This window comes from Chryseobacterium sp. 2P, from assembly GCF_059579425.1.
Window position 1 is genome coordinate 993,073 of the sequence record NZ_CM184194.1, and the last position, 16,081, is coordinate 1,009,153.

The window sequence follows — 16,081 nt, forward strand, 5'->3', positions numbered from 1 at the left end:
CACTAAAACACTCCGACCTTCATACCCAATGAACGACCATTATCTTAAAAAACTCGACCGCGTCACGGCAATTCTCACCCAATTACAGTCGAAACCGCTTGTAAGAGCGCAGGATCTGGCTGCCAAATTTGATGTAAGTGTTCGTACCATTTACCGCGACGTAAAAACACTGGAAAATGCCGGAATTCCAATTATTGGTGAAGCAGGAAGCGGTTATTCTTTGATGGATGGCTATAAATTGCCGCCCGTCATGTTTACCAAAGAAGAAGTTCTGAGTTTCATTACCGCTGAGAAACTAATGCAGAAATTTTCGCATCAGAGTTTGGGAAATCATTATCAGACTGCGATGGAAAAAGTGCGTTCCGTTTTAAAATTTTCCGACAGAAATTTAATCCAGAATATTGAAAATCAGATTGATATTTTTCAGTATCATGCCGAAACCGAAGATACCATTAAAGACGTTCTACCCACGATTCTGGAAAGTATAGCCGAAAAACGGCAGTTAATCATTGAATATAAAACCGTTGACGAAGAAATTTCCACAAGAACCATTGAAGCAGTCGGCGTTTTCTTTGAATTCAATTATTGGTACATCATGGCTTACTGTACCCTGAGAAGCGACTTCCGGCAATTTCGTGTCGACCGGATTTTAAAGATTTCGAAAACCCAAAATCCGTTTTTAGGAGAATACGGGCAGATTAATGATTACAGACAAAGCAGCAACGGCAATAAAACACTCGTAAGACTTCTGGTGGAGAAAAAGATCATGACTTTTCTGGTCAATTCCAAAAAATACTACGGTCTAACCAAAGAAATTGAGGCAGAAAACGGAATGGTAGAACTCACCTTCGAAACAGAATCCATTAAAGACGGATTTCCGCGTTGGCTTATTACTTTTGCAGATTATGCAACAATTTTAGAACCGGAAACCCTCAAAGTACAACTCAATGATTTGTTGTCAAAGATTGCAGACAAACATCAATAAAAACCCCAACAATTGCTGTTGAGGTTTTGAATAATTCAATATAAAATGATAATGTTTAAACTTTTATTTTTTACCGCAAAAGAAGCAAAAGATTAACACTTTAGTTATTTTAAGTTTAATGATTAATATAAAAAGAACACAGAAGTTAACAAAAATCAAAGGTTCCTTTTGCAAACCTTTTGAAATATCTTAATAAATTCTATAAAGTCTTTTGCGGTTAAATTTAAAATTAGCTTAAACAAACTTCATGTTTAAAGAAGAGCGGATCCGCAGATCATAAAAGTTCGTTAAAATTTAATCTATGAGACGTATCTCCGCTCTTTTTCCTTACTGCGGTTTCGTGAGAGAATCAATGATTTCAGTTTGAACAAAGGCATTAACGAACCGAAAATCTCTCCCAAAAAAAAGGCGGTTCAATTCCCAAAGCTCTTAAATAAACATAGCCTTGTCCACGGTGATGGATTTCATTATCAACGAAATACAGAATATTCTGATACACAGGAAATTCATACTGTCCGAATAAATTAAAAGTCTCCTGAAAACGCTCCTCCGAAATCTGTGCAAAATAATGATTGATCGTTTCCGTTTCTTCGTCCCACTTTTTCAGAAGCTCCTCCTTCGTTTTCGGCACAAAACCTTCTTCATTGTAAGCTTCCATATTCTTGTCGACAATCCCCTTCAAAGCAGGTCCGCCAATGCTGATTAACTCAACCGCTAACTTTGCGAACGGTCTCATTCCCGCAATTGAAAATTCAAATAAATCCTTTTCAGGAAACGCCTCGATTACTCTTCTCGTTAAATTTCTGTGACCCTGCCAATGTTCTAATAATTGTCCTGAAGTCATAAACTGTTTTGTAATGGTTGCTGTAGTTGTCATAGTTTTAATGTTGTTTGTTATTGTTGATACAAAGATAAACCGGGGTAATGACAACAGTTTGTCAGTAGGATTTTACAGATAAATTTTTTTTTCTTTTTAAAATAATTTTTACTATTTCTCCGTTAGATAATCATACTTAAAGCAATGTTAGGTAGATAAATAATTTGAGGGTGACCGGTTTTTAATCGGTCATTTTTTTGAATCATGTTTCAAACACGAAACCCAAAACCAAAAACCATCAACATTAATTATTTGAAGCTGTTTCCAGCTTTCCGCACTCGCTATTTACAAAGTTTCGGCTGCGGCGGCTTTGCCGCCGCAGCCGAAACTTTGTAAATGAGCTCAGACAAATGCTGCAATCTGGGCTAGGTCGCAGCCGTAATCAGAAATGTAAAGTTCCTTAAACTCAAAATTTGTAAACCTAATTTTAAAAAACTAATTTAGTCCTATGAAAATTTATACGAAAACAGGAGATAAAGGTCAGACTGCTTTGTACGGCGGAACAAGAGTTTCAAAAGCAAGTGCGAGAGTCGACAGTTACGGAAATATAGACGAGCTGAATTCCTTCATCGGAATTGCCAAAAGCCATATTGAAGATGAAGAAGTGTTAAGACAGCTGAAAAAAATCCAGTTCGATTTATTTACCGTCGGTTCCGAAGCGGCAACACCGGTGGATAAACTCATGTTGGCAAACGGAAAATCGCGCCTTCCTTTAATCATTTCAGATGCCGAAATCGAAGAACTCGAAAACTGGATGGATGCTTTTGACGAAAAATGCGAACCGCTTCAGTATTTTATCCTTCCCGGAGGCGGAAAAGCAGCAACATTTTTACATGCAGCACGTACAATCTGCAGAAGAGCAGAACGTTCTCTGGTTTTCTTAAATGAATCGGAAGAAGTGCGTCCGGAACTTATTAAATACCTGAACAGACTTTCCGACTATCTTTTTGTTCTGGCAAGATACATTTCAAAAATCAATAACGAACCGGAAGAATACTGGAACCCGAATGAAAGATAAAGTGCTGCTTTTCATCAACGGAGATCCTTCCAAATCTTTTCCCAGCACTGAAGAATACAGTCTCATTGCCTGTACAGACGGTGCTTTTCATTATTTAAAAAACCTGAATTTCCCTCTGGAGAAGCTGGATTTTATTTCAGGAGATTTCGACTCGCATTCTGGTTCGGACGAAAATGTATATGAAGACAAATTCATTTACACACCCGATCAGGATAAAACGGATTTCCAGAAAGCTTTAGAAATTATAGCAGAAAAAGATTTTAAAAAAGTAGATGTTTTTGGAGGAAGCGGAGGAGAGCAGGATCATTTTCTGGGAAATCTTACCGTGGCTTTTGGATTTAAAGATCAACTCGATATCAAATTCTATGATGAATTTTCCGAATATTATTTTATCCCGAAGCAATTTGCTATAACAGGAGTGAAAGACAAAATGATTTCATTGTATCCGTATCCGTCAGTTGAAAATATTACGACCAAAGGATTAAACTGGGCTTTGACAAACGGAAATTTAGATATTACTTCCAGAATCGGAACGAGAAATTTTGCTGTAGAAGATGAAGTTTCTATTCAATATGAAACAGGAGATTTGCTGATTTTTGTTGGGAAAAACTATTTGTAGTTTAAACACAAATTGCACGAATTATTTTCACAAATTTCACAAATTTATTTTTGCAATTAAGAATAAATAATGAACTAATAGAATCAATAGGAAAGGACTTTGCTCAGTTTTCTAATTGCCAATGTTTCACAAATTGCACGAGCTTGGTTTTAATAAAAATAAATAATAAAGTTATCCGTATCAATAGGAACGGGCTTTAGCCCGTTTTCAAATTAAAAAACATCAACCGGCTTTAGCCAAAACATAAAAATCAAACACGAACATCGGTGTAGATTCGTAAAATATGTGATAAAATAAAAATGAAAAACCTCATCAAAATATCATTCCTGACCATCACATTACTCTCTGTTTTCTCCTGCAAAACACAACAATTTTCCACGCCCGAATTTGGAAAAAAAGAAACCGGAAAAAATATTCAGATTAAAAAAGTCAACAATTTCAGAACGGTTGAAAACATCAGAAATATTGACGGAAAAACCCTCAAAGAAGGTAAGCTTTACAGAAGCGGAAATTTATATAAACTGAAAAAAACTTCTTTTAAACAACTTGAAAATTTAGGCATCAGAGAAATTATCGATCTTCGGAATTCAAAGGAGATTGCAAAAAAGCCCGATCATCTTCCGGAAGGAATTGTTTACAAAAATTATTCTGCATTTGAAGACAAAGGCGATCAGTTGGATCAGGCAAAGAAATTGGTTTTAAAAGGAAAAGTCAACGGTGCAGATGCAGACAAAAGAATGCATGAGTTTTACAAAGACTATGTTACAGAAAACCCTGAAATCATAAGAAAAATTATCACAGAAATTTTAGAATCAGATCAGCCTGTTTTATACCACTGTACTGCAGGGAAAGACAGAACCGGAATCACAACCGCTCTCATTCTTACAATTTTGAAATTCGATAAAGAAACCATTTATAACGATTATCTTTTATCCAATAATTACAGGAAAAAATTAATCGATAAAAGACTTCATCTCGCCAATAACCTGCATTTTATCTACCCGAAATTAGACATCAAAGTTCTGGAAAAATTAAGTTGGATAGAAACCGGTTATCTGGATGCTGCTTTTAATGAAATTAACAACAAATACGGTTCTATGGATCGATATATTCAAGAGGCTTTGGGAATTTCTGAAAATAAAAGACAGGAATATATTCTTAAGTTTACATATTGATAATTTAGCTTTGTTTTCTTCAATAAAATCCATTAAAATTTATAATAATTTTAACGCTAAAAAACCAAACTTTTTTAGCAATTTTGCATTCTTAATTCACTTGTTTAGAAATGAAAATAAAGTACTCGGAACTTATTGATCAGACGTTGTATTTCCCTACCGAGGAATTCAATGTTTCTGAGAACAATTTGTTGTTTCACGACATTCCTTTAATGGATGTTGTTGAAAAATTTGGCACCCCGCTAAAAATTAGCTACCTGCCGAGAATTTCTCAAAATATCCAGAAGGCCAAAAGCTGGTTCAGGGAAGCCTTTGAGAAAACCGATTATAAAAAGAATTATAGATATTGCTATTGTACAAAATCCAGTCATTTTAAATTTGTATTGGAAGAGGCTTTAAGAAACGACATTTCCATAGAAACTTCTTCAGCCTATGACATGGATATCGTAAAATCTCTTTACAAAGAAGGAAAAGTAACGAAAGATATAGAAGTAATCTGCAACGGTTTCAAAACAGACGATTATCTGGCGAAAATTTCGGAGATGATTAACAGCGGTTTTGAAAATATTACCCCGATTCTGGATAATTACCGTGAGCTGGATAAACTTACAGAAAGCATTGATACCACTTTCGATATCGGAATCAGAATCGCTTCTGAGGAAGAACCGAAGTTCGAATTTTATACCTCAAGATTAGGAATCGGGTACAAAGACATCATTCCTTACTACAGCCAGAAAATTGCAGAGCATCCGAATGCAAGACTGAAAATGCTTCATTTCTTCATCAATACCGGAATCAAAGACACAGCGTATTACTGGAACGAATTGTATAAATGTCTTCGTGTATACGCACGTTTGAAGAAAATTGCTCCGGAAGTCAACTCTCTGAACATCGGAGGAGGTTTCCCGATCAAAACATCCCTGCAGTTCGATTACGATTATCAGTACATGGTGGAAGAGATCGTTTCTCAGATCAAAAAATTCTGTGAAGAGGAAGGAGTGGAAGAACCGAATATTTATACAGAATTCGGAAGTTTTACCGTTGGTGAAAGCGGAGCCAATATTTATAAAATCATTTCCCAGAAACGTCAGAACGACAGAGAAAAATGGAATATGATTGATTCTTCTTTCATGACCACGCTTCCCGATACATGGGCAATTTCCAGACACTTTATCATGCTTCCGTTGAACAGATGGGAAGATACGTACGAAAGAGTTTTCTTGGGCGGTCTTACCTGTGATTCTGATGATTATTATAATTCCGAACAACATACCAATGCGATTTATCTCCCTGTTTTCAGCGATACGAAACCTCTGTACATCGGATTTTTCCACACAGGAGCGTATCAGGAAACTATCGGAGGATACGGCGGAGTTCATCACTGCTTAATGCCGCAGCCACGACATATTTTGATTCAGAAAGATGAAAACGGTGAGTTGCAGTATGAAATTTTCCGTGAAAAACAGGAACCTGAAGATGTACTGAAACTTTTGGGTTACAAATAATATTTAAGGCATAATACTGAAAAATAGTTGGTAGAATTCTATCAAAACCTCATTGTTAGGCTGCTTGGAGGAAGTTTTATGAAACGTGTTTCATAAAACTTTTTCTTTGTCTGAAAAATGGCAAAAAAACGTTGTTGGTCTTGTTCAAGCCTGGAGGTAATTCGTTGGGGAAAACAAGGGGGAAAGCAAAGATTTAAATGTAAAAATTGCGGGATTTTATTTACTCAAAACAGAACGGAGCAGAGAATTAAAAATCGTTTTATCTGGTTCAAAAAATGGGTATTGGAAAGGCAGACCTACAAAACGCTTTGCAGAGACAGCGGTTATTCGAAAGATACTTTGCAGAAAACATTTTATACCATTTTAGAGCAGTCTCCTACCTTAAAGATCATCAAACGGGAAAAGGTGAATTTAAGAATGGATGCAACTTATTTTGCTCAGTTCTGTTTAATTGCTTATCAGGATGATTTTGATGGATATACACAGCTTATCCGTTTTACCGATGGAGAACATTATGAAGAAATCAGGGAAGATTTAAACAATCTTTTACGGCTGGGCGTAAAGCTGGAAAGCATTACTACAGATGGACATAAAAGCGTTTTGAAAGCCATAAATAAATCTGATGGAGACATCATTACTCAGAGATGTCTGGTTCATATTCAGAGAATGTGCCTGATCTGGCTCACAAAGTTTCCTAAACACATTGCCGGTCAGGAACTTCGAAAACACGTTTTATTATTACTGAAAATTAAAACACAAAACGATAAAATCTGGTGGAAAAATGAACTCAACGACTGGTATTTGAGACATCAGGATTATATTAATGAAAAAACAATTAATCTTGAAACCGAAAGATACTGGTATACCCACAAGCTTCTCAGACGATCGTATTTTACTATAAAACGGGCATTGCCCAATATGTTTCATTATCTGGAAAATCCCAATATTCCTAAAACAACCAATGGTATTGAGGGATATTTCAGCCATTTAAAAAATCATCTCGACCTGCACAGAGGTCTCACATTGAAAAACCGAATCAATTTCATCAAATGGTATATTTATTTTTCTAACGAAAAATAGAGTTTTTTTAGCCATAAGGTTCATCCGATAATAAACGAAAAGGTGAGGGAAACCTCACCTTAAAACTATCGTTTTGAACATTAATCCTATTGCTGAAAAGTTGATCTCCACCAGTGCTTTTGTCCTCTTCGGATTAACATCCATAATTTATTAAAATATATCCTGAATTTCACCAACTATTTTTCAGTACATTACCATATTTAAACACAGACAACACAAATTTTTGCACTAAAAACACAAGTAATAATTGTGAAATTTATTCGTGGAATTAGTGTTTAATAAAACAAAAGCTCTCAGATGTTGAGAGCTTTTTCTATTTAAAAATATTTTGAAATCTTATCCAGTTCCAGTTCGGCATAATCCGAAACCACAATATTTGCCAACGTATAATCCTGATTTTTAGAATGCGGACTTCTGTACGCAGCACAGAAAATATTTGCCCGATGCGATGCTAAAATTCCATTCGTGGAATCTTCAATTACCATACAGTTTTCTACAGGTTCATTTGCCATTTCTGCGGCAAGAAGAAAAACTTCAGGATGAGGTTTGGATTCCTTCAGGTCGGCTCCACTTATCTTTCCTCCAAAATATTGTTCAAGCTCAAATTTTTCAAAAACCATATTGATGGTTGCCATCGTTGCGGAAGAAGCGAGAATCAGTCTGATCCCGTTGTCGTAATAATGCTGTATCAGTTCTCTTACGCCTGAAATCAGGTCAAACTCTTCATCATTATAAAAGTATTCCTTAAAATAATCTCTTTTGGTTTTTGCAATTTCCTCGTACGTCTGTTTTAAATTAAATTCCCGAATCAGAGTTTCGCAGACTCTTTTGGTAGAAGCTCCGGTAAATGAAGCGTATAACTCTTCCGAAACATCGATTCCAAGATCATTAAAAGTTTTAAAATAGGCTTTTCTGTGCAGAGGTTCCGTATCCACAATCACGCCATCCATATCGAACAGCACAGCTTTTAAAGGCATATCTGAATTTTTGCACTAAAATAATAAACGTTTCAGAAATGATGAAACTATTTTTCGATTACTTTTTAAGTTTTGCAATCCAGTCTGCCATTCCGGCTAAAGCTTTTGGAGAAATGGTTTGTTCAATATCTGCATATTCTGCAAATGCTCCCGTTTTCGCTTCCTGAAATAAATGATTTAACCCGGTAAGTTCCTCCGTTTTGAAATTTTTATTTCCTGCTTTGGTTAAAGATTGTTGAATAGCTTCCAGATTTTCTTTAGCCGGAACCTGAAAATCCAGACTTCCGTTCAGTGCCAGAACAGGAATTTTTATGGTTGAAAGATATTCGTCGGGATTGAATTTTATAAAATATCTGAACCAGTTTTTCTTGGTCTGGCTGATGGTTTGTGTCAGCTCTTCCTTACTCATTTTACCCTGAAAATTTTCAGTCATAAATTTTTTCAGATCTTCTTCATAGGTTGTTCCGCTGTAACTTTTAATAAAGTCATAAATCTTTTTATTCATTACATTGGCTTCAGCTAAATCTTTTTCAGTCATTCCTGCGAGTTTGCCGCCCAGATAATTCTGCTGAATCAGTAATTCTTCAATTTTAGTTCCCGGAGCAGCCATTAACACTAAAAATTTCACTTTGTTGTTCATTTTTGCTACGATCGGCGCAATCATCCCGCCTTCGGAATGTCCGATCAAGCCTATGTTCAGATATCCTTTTGCTGCAAGAAAATCAACCGCTGTAGAAATGTCTGTTGCAAAGTTAGCAGTTGTGTCATCATCTTTTCCCTGACTTGAACCACCCATTCCACGGTCGTCAATTCTTAAAGTGGCAATGCCTTTTTTGGCAAAATAATCTGCAATTACGGCAAAAGGTTTATGTCCGAAAAGTTCTTCGTCCCGGTTTTGTCTTCCGGAACCTGTAATCATGACTAAAACTTTATCCGATTTTTTAAAGTTTTGAGGTATAGAAATGGTTCCTGCCAACGTATTTTTATCTACAGGATTTAGAAAAGTTACCTCTTCCGTTTTGTAGTCGAAAGGAGGTTTTGGAGTTTGGGGACGGTTAAAACTTACTTTTTCTTCCCCGATAAGAGTTTCGAAAGTAAGAGGAAGAGACATCGATCCCTGTTGGAAAGTTCCTTCAATTTTTCCGTTTTTCAAAATTCCTTTATAAGAAACAGAAAGTGCTTTTACTTCAAAAATAAGTTCGTTGTTTGCAAAGGTTGTGTGGTCTACAGGAATATCTTTTGCTCCCTGTTTCGGGCTGTCTACTGTGGACTTTAAATTTTCACCGTCTTTGCTGATGTGCAGAACGAGAGGAAGTTTCATTCCCTGAATATCGAGGTTACCTTTCCAGTTTCCTGTTATTTCCTGGGCGTAAAAAGTCTGTGCCAATACAATCAGCACCAATAAAAGTTTGGTTTTCATAATGTTATTTTTTTAAGTTATAGGCTGAATTGAGGTAAAATAATTTGACAGATTAAAATTCCTAAAAGAGTTACAAAGGCAAAAATGACGATCTGCTGCCATTTTTTAATATTGGTTGCAGTTTTGAAACCGTTGAAAAGCAAGGTAAAACTGTAAATGATTAAAATTAAGTTGGCAAATGCAAAAACCGTTAAACTGATTAAATCCAAAATATTAATATCCGGAATCTTATCTTTTGCAGATGTTTGGGATATTTTTTCTGAAAGTCTTTCAATATCAAAAAGTTTGGTGGAAATTACGGTAAACAGTACAGGAATTTGTGAAACCAAAACGGCATTGGCAATATCAATCAGCCTTGTTCTTTTGTTGAAAATTTTTCCTAGCCCAAAAAGGAGTAAAACAGCATATACTAAACTGATTAAAACATAGAGACTGATTGAAACCAGATTTAAACCTTCGCCGGAAGAAAAATGGAGCAGACTGTCCATTTTTGTTTGGGTAAAGTAACAGGAAATAATCAAGAATACACCTGTAACAGCACCAATGGCTAAAAGAGTTTTTTCCGAAAATTTAGAAAACGGATTGAATTGAGTTTGCCAGTTCATTACTTCAGGTTTTTAATTTTTTCGATTAAATCATCCATCTTGTTTCGCATGGTAGGATAAGAATTTCCTGCCTGCTTCGCCATTTCTTTAATGCTTCCGCTGGACAGGAAAAAGCTGAGGATAAATTCCTGCTCTTCGCGCGTAAGCTGTAAGTATAACGGAAGCTCGTAATTTCCACTGACGGTGGTTTCGCAGTTGTTGCATTTCATCTGGCTTACCTGTAATGCAGATTCGCAGCTTGGGCAAACGATGGGTAGTTTCATGTTCTTAACTTTTTGTAAAAATAAAAATTATTTTAATAAAGTTAAAAATTATTTTAATAAAATTAAAATTTGAGTGATTTTTGTTGTGATTGAATTGTGTTTTATTTTAGAAAACTGGAATAATTTCTTGAATAGAACTTTAGTTGGAGAAGATTCTGGTGTTGCCGAAGATGAGAATTTTAATAAAAAGTTCAATAGAATTACTACTATTGAACTTTGTACAAATATTTTATAGAAGCGCTTGAGCGGTCATTTTGCCAAGCTGCTGTTAGCTATATTTTCTAAGTGCTTAAATCTGTTTCATCCCATTCAGTTCCATCAGAAAGCATCCACGTTAAAGAATGTCTTCTTTCGTGTATAACTCCGCCATTTCCAATAGGGTCAAAATTTTGTGGAACAGTTTGTCTTCCTAACTGGGCACTTCTTACTGCATTATGAAGACAATAGAATAAATCTTCTTTCTTATTTAAATCTTCATCTGATACAGTTTTTGCTGTTTCAGCCCAGTTTTCAATTTTTTCATCAAGCGGACAAGTATAATTAATTAAAATTTCTTGCATTTGTTCACCTGTCATCATCTGTCCTGTTATATCAGGAGCTATGTAGCCAAAGTACCAGGCTAAAGACCAGGCATTTTCAAATTTCCAACCAATCAGATTTCTTAATTCTTCATCATTTCTTGATGAATTTAGAATTTGTCTTTCATCATCTGCTAAAAATAAATCTAACCCATTATTCGAAACAAAGTTTAAAATTCTCTCATTAGATAATTCTTCCTCAGGCACCATAAGCCAAAGAACAATAGCCTTTATTGCGTTTAGTCTTTTTGCAATTTCAACTTTAGGTCTCAATTTTCTTTCAAATTCAGTGGGCAAAGAAGTAGCTGGTTTAAAACCTGAACTTAGACATATAGAAATATTATCAAGCCTTAAATCTGTCATCCAAGGGATAGCTTTATATTTTTCTAATTCATCACTCTTATTTGTTTGTTTTGGCGGGTTTTCATTTTCCGATGAACCAAATATTTTCTTAAAAAAACTCATACTTTTCTATTATTGTTTGTTTTAAAAACAGTAGCTAATGTTTTGTGGCTTAGTGAAGTGGAGGTTTTAGTATGAAAAATTCAATCAAACTAAACTATTGAACTTTGTACACATGTTTTGTAAAAATGCTTCGGTCATCATTTTGGCGAAACGATGATGGCTGAAGTGTTTATTATTTAATTTTCTAATGGAATCATTCCTTCAATCTGCCCATCAGTTACAACGAAAAGTGCGTTTAAAATTTGTGCATTTCCGTAAGATTCATCATTCCAGGTATGATTATGTAACTGTAAAAATGTATCAAAAAGTTCTTCGTCAACTTGTTTTGATGTTATCATCATACATCTTCGTCTTGGGATTGAAACATACAGTTCTTTTGCATTTAAAAGTTCATGTGCTTTAAGCATATGGCTTCTGCATAAAATTTTTTCGCTGGAAAAGTCTTGTCTGGAAGCAGTTAAAACCTGTCTGTTAAGTGTTTCGGAAATTTCAAAATTAGATTCAATTTTCTCTAAGTTGTCATATGCTTCTTTCAAAATTTCACTTGGTTTTTTTTCTTCTAAATCATGTGGCATTAGAAAAACAAAATTATCCGGGGTATCATAACCAAAAGCAACAACAAGTTCAGGTTCTTCTTGTGTACCTATTATTGTTTGTTTCAAAGCACCAGCTTTTACTCCTACCCAATCACCCGGCTTAAGTATTGGATAAATTTTATTTATTTCTCCAGATTTTATTTTCTGAATATCACTTTCAGCAATTTTATCAGATTCAACATTTCCCTTACCAAAAATTCTATTAAATAATCCCATATATTTATATTATTTGATTTTTTTTATTAGTCTTTTAAAATTACCATTAAGTTGATATTTATTTAAAATATCAATACAAATAGTAAAGATCAAATATAAAAAATTAACCGTGCAATAAAATTTTTTTATCAATCCATTTTATCAACATCTCTTTACTGATCTGAATTCATTTCCTTATTCAGAGTGATGATGATTTTATTTTTCTTGTGGCAAACAAGCACAGATTGTCCACAATGGAAACCCGTTTCCTGAAGCCATTTTCCACAAAGTCGGATTTCAGGAAATACAACATACCGATGATACGGTCTTAAAATGTACTTCTGATGCACTTTCAATTGTCTTATTCCTGATTTTTGATATTTTTTTTCTTCCTTCATGATGGTTGTTTATTGTTGTAAAAGTATAATAAATTATATTTTAGTAAAAATAAATTATCGTAAAAATATAATTTATTGCTTTTTTGAATTGATTTTCAAGTGTTTAAATTTTAACGATATTTGCAGGAGAAGTCAATAAATTATCATCGTGTCGAAAGTAAACTTAAATAGAATAAAATCTGTTCTGGTTGAAAAAAACAAAACCAGTAAAGAATTAGCCCGTCATTTGGGAAAAACCGAGTCAACAGTTTCTCGCTGGTGTACAAATGAAGTTCAGCCTTCTGTTGAAACGCTTTATGAAATCTCGAAATTTTTGAAAGTGGATATTCGGGAACTACTTGTGTCGACATTATAATCTGCGAATTACATTTATCATAATTTAAAATTTATCAGATTACTTCATGAAGTTGTTCCTTTCATCACCCGCCAACTTCTCCAAACTTCTTTGTATCTTTGCCGAAATCATTTAATTTTTACATAAAACATGAAAACATACGCAGGAATTCCTGAGGAAAATGCATCGTTAGAAAACTCGAAAGTAATGTTGATTACTGTTCCGTACGACGGAACTTCAACGTGGGGAAAAGGAGCCGATAAAGGTCCTGAATTATTCCTTGATGCTTCCGAAAACATGGAACTGTATGACATCGAAACACAGACAGAACCATATTTAGAAGGAGTATATTTAGCAGGAGAAGTTTCTGAAAACTCTTCACCGGAAGCCATGACAGAAGCCGTTTACCAGAAAACAAAAGAGCTTTTGAATAATGACGGAAAACTATTCACGCTTTTCGGGGGTGAACACTCGGTTTCTATCGGTTCGATTCGTGCGGTAGGAGAGAAGTTTGAAAATTTAACTGTTCTTCAGTTAGACGCGCATACAGATCTTCGTCCGGAATTCCACGGGTCTACTTCCAACCACGCATGTGCGGTTTTTGAAGCCAATCAGAAACATAATCTGGTACAGGTGGGAATCCGTTCTATGGATGTGGAAGAAGTGGAATATTTACCGGAAGGAAGAGTGTTTTTCGCTCACGAAATTGCCAACAACGAAAACTGGGTAAACGACGTTTTGGAAAAAGTTTCAGGAAATGTGTACATCACCATTGATCTTGATGCTTTCGATCCTTCACTTTGTCCGTCAACAGGAACTCCTGAACCGGGAGGTTTACAGTGGTATCCTACGTTGGAATTGTTAAGAAAAGTATTCGAAAAATGTAACGTTGTTGCTTTTGATATTGTAGAATTAATGGATTCTCCGATGGCAAAACCAAGCGCATTCTTGGCGGCGAAGTTATATTATAAAATGCTTGCTTACTATCATATCTATAACAACAACTAAATTCCGCAGGAAACGGATTTTTTCTGCCGTAGATTCTTTGGAAATTTGTGAGGTAAATTCAATGTTATGTCTACACAGAATCAGATAGATTACGAAAGAATTGCCAAAGCGATAGACTATATCCGGAGCAATTTTAAGCTTCAGCCAAGTCTGGAGGAAGTGGCGGAGAAAATTCATTTAAGTCCGGCTCATTTTCAGAAGATGTTTTCTGACTGGGCAGGAACAAGTCCTAAGAAATTTTTGCAGTTCATCAGTCTGGAACATGCCAAAAGTTTGCTGAAGGAAGAAAAAGCGAGTTTATTTGATACGGCTTACGAGACAGGATTATCAAGTACAAGCAGACTGCACGATCTGTTTGTGAAAATAGAAGGAATGTCTCCGGCAGAATATAAAAACGGAGGAAAAAGCCTCAACATCAATTACAGTTTTTCCGAAAGTCCTTTTGGAAAAGTAATTGCAGCTTCCACAGAAAAAGGAATCTGCTACATGGCTTTTGAAACCGATCATCATAAAGCATTGGGAGATTTACAGGCTAAATTTCCCAATGCTTCTTTTTTTGAAAGAAAAGATGATTTCCAGAACAACGCCCTTTCAATTTTCAGTAAAGACTGGTCGGAACTTAACACCATAAAACTCCATTTAAAAGGAACCGATTTTCAGTTGAAAGTCTGGGAAAGTCTGCTCAATATTCCGATGGGAAAATTATCGACCTATGGAAATCTGGCGGATAAAATTGGAAATCCGAATGCTTCAAGAGCCGTAGGAACCGCGATTGGCAGCAATCCTGTTGCGTTTTTAATTCCGTGTCACAGAGTAATTCAGTCAACCGGAAAAATCGGCGGTTATATGTGGGGAAGCGAAAGAAAACAGCTAATTATCGGCTGGGAAAGTTCAAAAATGTACTCTTGATTTCAAACACAAATTGCACTAATTTTTTACGAATAGCTAATAATTTTGATTGAAATTTTAAAAATAAAACTATTCCATCAATAGAAACGGGCTTTAGCCCGTTTAAAATAATCAATTGACCAAATTGGCTTTAGCCTAAAACTTATTTTAATAAAAAAATCAACGAAATATTGTCATTCTGTAGGAATCTGGGATCATTTAATAGAGGTTAAAATTTAAAAATACTTAGCTTAAATTCCTAAGAAGGACAAAGAACTTGAAACATTAATCACAAAACATTAAACTTTATGATGAGTTTATTCGAAGACATATCAGATTATCCTTTAAATATCCTTCCCAAAGACGGAACCGTTCATTATTACGGAAAAGTGTTCTCCAAAGAAAAAGCTGATTTTTATTTCGATTATCTGTTTAATGAAATTCCGTGGGAAAATGATGAGGCGGTTATTTTCGGAAAATTAATTTTGACCAAAAGAAAAGTAGCCTGGTTCGGTGAAAAACCTTTCGAATACACCTATTCAAAACGGACAAAATATGCAAAATTCTGGACTCCCGAATTATTGGAATTAAAGAAAAAATGTGAAGAAATTACCGGCGAAACCTATAATTCCTGCCTTCTGAATTTATACCACGACGGAAGTGAAGGAATGGCGTATCACAGCGATGCCGAAAAAGATTTAAAAAAACACGGAGCCATTGCTTCCCTGACTTTCGGAGCGGAAAGAAAGTTCTTATTTAAACATAAAACAACAAAAGAAAAAGCCGAAATATTTCTGGAAAACGGAAGTTTATTGGTGATGAAAGGAACAACGCAGGATAATTGGCTGCATCGGCTTCCTCCAACCACAAAAGTAAAAACACCGCGAGTGAATCTTACGTTCCGTACGATTGTAGAATGATTTTTTGCATAAAAATTTTCAGCATTTAGTTTGTCATGCTGAAAGCATCTAAACAAAGTTTTCAATGTATCGTTGAAATCCTTCAAAATGGCAAATTGGATGGATAATTATCTCCCGCAGATTAAGCAAATTTAGCAGATGATTGAGTGGGAAAATCTGCACAATCCGCGAGAAA

General features: G+C 35.2%; 18 protein-coding genes. 10 read left to right on the top strand and 8 right to left on the bottom strand.

Annotated elements, in window-relative coordinates; genetic code table 11:
• The first annotated feature begins 28 nt into the window (after positions 1-28).
• The gene (locus AC52CF_RS04450) at positions 29-985 is read left to right on the top strand and encodes a helix-turn-helix transcriptional regulator (RefSeq protein WP_214590608.1); all 957 of its coding nucleotides are present in this window, start codon (positions 29-31) and stop codon (positions 983-985) included.
• A gap of 376 nt (positions 986-1,361) precedes the next feature.
• Here AC52CF_RS04450 and AC52CF_RS04455 read toward each other — a convergent pair whose 3' ends face one another.
• On the bottom strand, positions 1,362-1,862 hold the full coding sequence (locus AC52CF_RS04455) for a DinB family protein (RefSeq protein WP_214590607.1): 501 nt from the start codon (positions 1,860-1,862) through the stop codon (positions 1,362-1,364).
• A gap of 448 nt (positions 1,863-2,310) precedes the next feature.
• Here AC52CF_RS04455 and AC52CF_RS04460 point away from each other — a divergent pair, with 448 nt between their 5' ends.
• From AC52CF_RS04460 to AC52CF_RS04480, 5 genes are all read left to right on the top strand, one after another.
• A complete protein-coding gene (locus AC52CF_RS04460; RefSeq protein ID WP_116096043.1) occupies positions 2,311-2,880 on the top strand; it encodes a cob(I)yrinic acid a,c-diamide adenosyltransferase in 570 nt (189 codons plus the stop codon).
• A complete protein-coding gene (locus AC52CF_RS04465) occupies positions 2,870-3,499 on the top strand; it encodes a thiamine diphosphokinase (RefSeq protein ID WP_214590606.1) in 630 nt (209 codons plus the stop codon). Before AC52CF_RS04460 ends, AC52CF_RS04465 begins: the two co-directional genes overlap by 11 nt.
• 299 nt (positions 3,500-3,798) lie before the next feature.
• Positions 3,799-4,674 carry a tyrosine-protein phosphatase gene (locus AC52CF_RS04470; RefSeq protein ID WP_214590605.1) on the top strand — a complete coding sequence of 292 codons (876 nt, stop codon included), beginning with the start codon at positions 3,799-3,801 and terminating at the stop codon, positions 4,672-4,674.
• A 110-nt stretch (positions 4,675-4,784) separates the two neighbouring features.
• Positions 4,785-6,179 (top strand): type III PLP-dependent enzyme domain-containing protein, encoded by a 1,395-nt coding sequence (locus AC52CF_RS04475; protein WP_087709214.1) that lies wholly within the window; start codon positions 4,785-4,787, stop codon positions 6,177-6,179.
• Positions 6,180-6,296: 117 nt separating this feature from the next.
• Entirely contained in the window at positions 6,297-7,259 is a 963-nt protein-coding gene (locus AC52CF_RS04480) for an IS256 family transposase, variant Zn-binding type (protein ID WP_496517329.1), read from the top strand.
• Positions 7,260-7,576: 317 nt separating this feature from the next.
• Here AC52CF_RS04480 and AC52CF_RS04485 read toward each other — a convergent pair whose 3' ends face one another.
• The 7 genes from AC52CF_RS04485 to AC52CF_RS04515 form a co-directional block, all read right to left on the bottom strand.
• Entirely contained in the window at positions 7,577-8,236 is a 660-nt protein-coding gene (locus tag AC52CF_RS04485; protein WP_214590604.1) for an HAD family hydrolase, read from the bottom strand.
• Positions 8,237-8,294: 58 nt separating this feature from the next.
• Positions 8,295-9,656, bottom strand: coding sequence for an alpha/beta hydrolase family protein (locus tag AC52CF_RS04490; RefSeq protein WP_214590603.1), 1,362 nt, complete (start codon positions 9,654-9,656; stop codon positions 8,295-8,297).
• A 17-nt stretch (positions 9,657-9,673) separates the two neighbouring features.
• Positions 9,674-10,261 (bottom strand): YIP1 family protein, encoded by a 588-nt coding sequence (locus AC52CF_RS04495; RefSeq protein ID WP_214590602.1) that lies wholly within the window; start codon positions 10,259-10,261, stop codon positions 9,674-9,676.
• On the bottom strand, positions 10,261-10,524 hold the full coding sequence (locus tag AC52CF_RS04500; RefSeq protein WP_214590601.1) for a DUF2089 family protein: 264 nt from the start codon (positions 10,522-10,524) through the stop codon (positions 10,261-10,263). Before AC52CF_RS04500 ends, AC52CF_RS04495 begins: the two co-directional genes overlap by 1 nt.
• A 281-nt stretch (positions 10,525-10,805) precedes the next feature.
• On the bottom strand, positions 10,806-11,567 hold the full coding sequence (locus AC52CF_RS04505) for a DUF4272 domain-containing protein (protein ID WP_214590600.1): 762 nt from the start codon (positions 11,565-11,567) through the stop codon (positions 10,806-10,808).
• A 176-nt stretch (positions 11,568-11,743) separates the two neighbouring features.
• Positions 11,744-12,379, bottom strand: a complete 636-nt coding sequence (locus AC52CF_RS04510; protein WP_250902179.1) for a hypothetical protein — start codon at positions 12,377-12,379, stop codon at positions 11,744-11,746.
• A gap of 152 nt (positions 12,380-12,531) precedes the next feature.
• Positions 12,532-12,756 (bottom strand): SymE family type I addiction module toxin, encoded by a 225-nt coding sequence (locus tag AC52CF_RS04515; protein ID WP_214590599.1) that lies wholly within the window; start codon positions 12,754-12,756, stop codon positions 12,532-12,534.
• Positions 12,757-12,904: 148 nt separating this feature from the next.
• On the opposite strand from AC52CF_RS04515, the gene AC52CF_RS04520 reads away from it, so the two are divergent.
• From AC52CF_RS04520 to AC52CF_RS04535, 4 genes are all read left to right on the top strand, one after another.
• Complete coding sequence (locus tag AC52CF_RS04520; RefSeq protein WP_214590598.1) at positions 12,905-13,111, top strand: helix-turn-helix transcriptional regulator; 207 nt, start codon at positions 12,905-12,907, stop codon at positions 13,109-13,111.
• 129 nt (positions 13,112-13,240) lie between these two features.
• Positions 13,241-14,098, top strand: a complete 858-nt coding sequence (gene speB, locus AC52CF_RS04525; protein WP_214590597.1) for an agmatinase — start codon at positions 13,241-13,243, stop codon at positions 14,096-14,098.
• A 66-nt stretch (positions 14,099-14,164) separates the two neighbouring features.
• Positions 14,165-15,007, top strand: a complete 843-nt coding sequence (locus tag AC52CF_RS04530) for a bifunctional helix-turn-helix domain-containing protein/methylated-DNA--[protein]-cysteine S-methyltransferase (RefSeq protein WP_496517900.1) — start codon at positions 14,165-14,167, stop codon at positions 15,005-15,007.
• A gap of 290 nt (positions 15,008-15,297) precedes the next feature.
• On the top strand, positions 15,298-15,906 hold the full coding sequence (locus AC52CF_RS04535; RefSeq protein ID WP_496518205.1) for an alpha-ketoglutarate-dependent dioxygenase AlkB family protein: 609 nt from the start codon (positions 15,298-15,300) through the stop codon (positions 15,904-15,906).
• Positions 15,907-16,081 lie beyond the last annotated feature (175 nt).

What these genes read in the sequence shown, in the direction of transcription:
- AC52CF_RS04465 (WP_214590606.1), top strand. Translation starts at nt 2,870, where the DNA reads ATGAAAGATAAAGTGCTGCTTTTCATCAACGGAGATCCTTCCAAATCT.
- AC52CF_RS04455 (WP_214590607.1), bottom strand. Translation starts at nt 1,862, where the DNA reads ATGACAACTACAGCAACCATTACAAAACAGTTTATGACTTCAGGACAA.
- speB (WP_214590597.1), top strand. Translation starts at nt 13,241, where the DNA reads ATGAAAACATACGCAGGAATTCCTGAGGAAAATGCATCGTTAGAAAAC.
- AC52CF_RS04470 (WP_214590605.1), top strand. Translation starts at nt 3,799, where the DNA reads ATGAAAAACCTCATCAAAATATCATTCCTGACCATCACATTACTCTCT.
- AC52CF_RS04505 (WP_214590600.1), bottom strand. Translation starts at nt 11,567, where the DNA reads ATGAGTTTTTTTAAGAAAATATTTGGTTCATCGGAAAATGAAAACCCG.
- AC52CF_RS04530 (WP_496517900.1), top strand. Translation starts at nt 14,165, where the DNA reads ATGTCTACACAGAATCAGATAGATTACGAAAGAATTGCCAAAGCGATA.
- AC52CF_RS04480 (WP_496517329.1), top strand. Translation starts at nt 6,297, where the DNA reads ATGGCAAAAAAACGTTGTTGGTCTTGTTCAAGCCTGGAGGTAATTCGT.
- AC52CF_RS04485 (WP_214590604.1), bottom strand. Translation starts at nt 8,236, where the DNA reads ATGCCTTTAAAAGCTGTGCTGTTCGATATGGATGGCGTGATTGTGGAT.
- AC52CF_RS04535 (WP_496518205.1), top strand. Translation starts at nt 15,298, where the DNA reads ATGAGTTTATTCGAAGACATATCAGATTATCCTTTAAATATCCTTCCC.
- AC52CF_RS04515 (WP_214590599.1), bottom strand. Translation starts at nt 12,756, where the DNA reads ATGAAGGAAGAAAAAAAATATCAAAAATCAGGAATAAGACAATTGAAA.
- AC52CF_RS04495 (WP_214590602.1), bottom strand. Translation starts at nt 10,261, where the DNA reads ATGAACTGGCAAACTCAATTCAATCCGTTTTCTAAATTTTCGGAAAAA.
- AC52CF_RS04450 (WP_214590608.1), top strand. Translation starts at nt 29, where the DNA reads ATGAACGACCATTATCTTAAAAAACTCGACCGCGTCACGGCAATTCTC.
- AC52CF_RS04510 (WP_250902179.1), bottom strand. Translation starts at nt 12,379, where the DNA reads ATGGGATTATTTAATAGAATTTTTGGTAAGGGAAATGTTGAATCTGAT.
- AC52CF_RS04500 (WP_214590601.1), bottom strand. Translation starts at nt 10,524, where the DNA reads ATGAAACTACCCATCGTTTGCCCAAGCTGCGAATCTGCATTACAGGTA.
- AC52CF_RS04460 (WP_116096043.1), top strand. Translation starts at nt 2,311, where the DNA reads ATGAAAATTTATACGAAAACAGGAGATAAAGGTCAGACTGCTTTGTAC.
- AC52CF_RS04475 (WP_087709214.1), top strand. Translation starts at nt 4,785, where the DNA reads ATGAAAATAAAGTACTCGGAACTTATTGATCAGACGTTGTATTTCCCT.
- AC52CF_RS04490 (WP_214590603.1), bottom strand. Translation starts at nt 9,656, where the DNA reads ATGAAAACCAAACTTTTATTGGTGCTGATTGTATTGGCACAGACTTTT.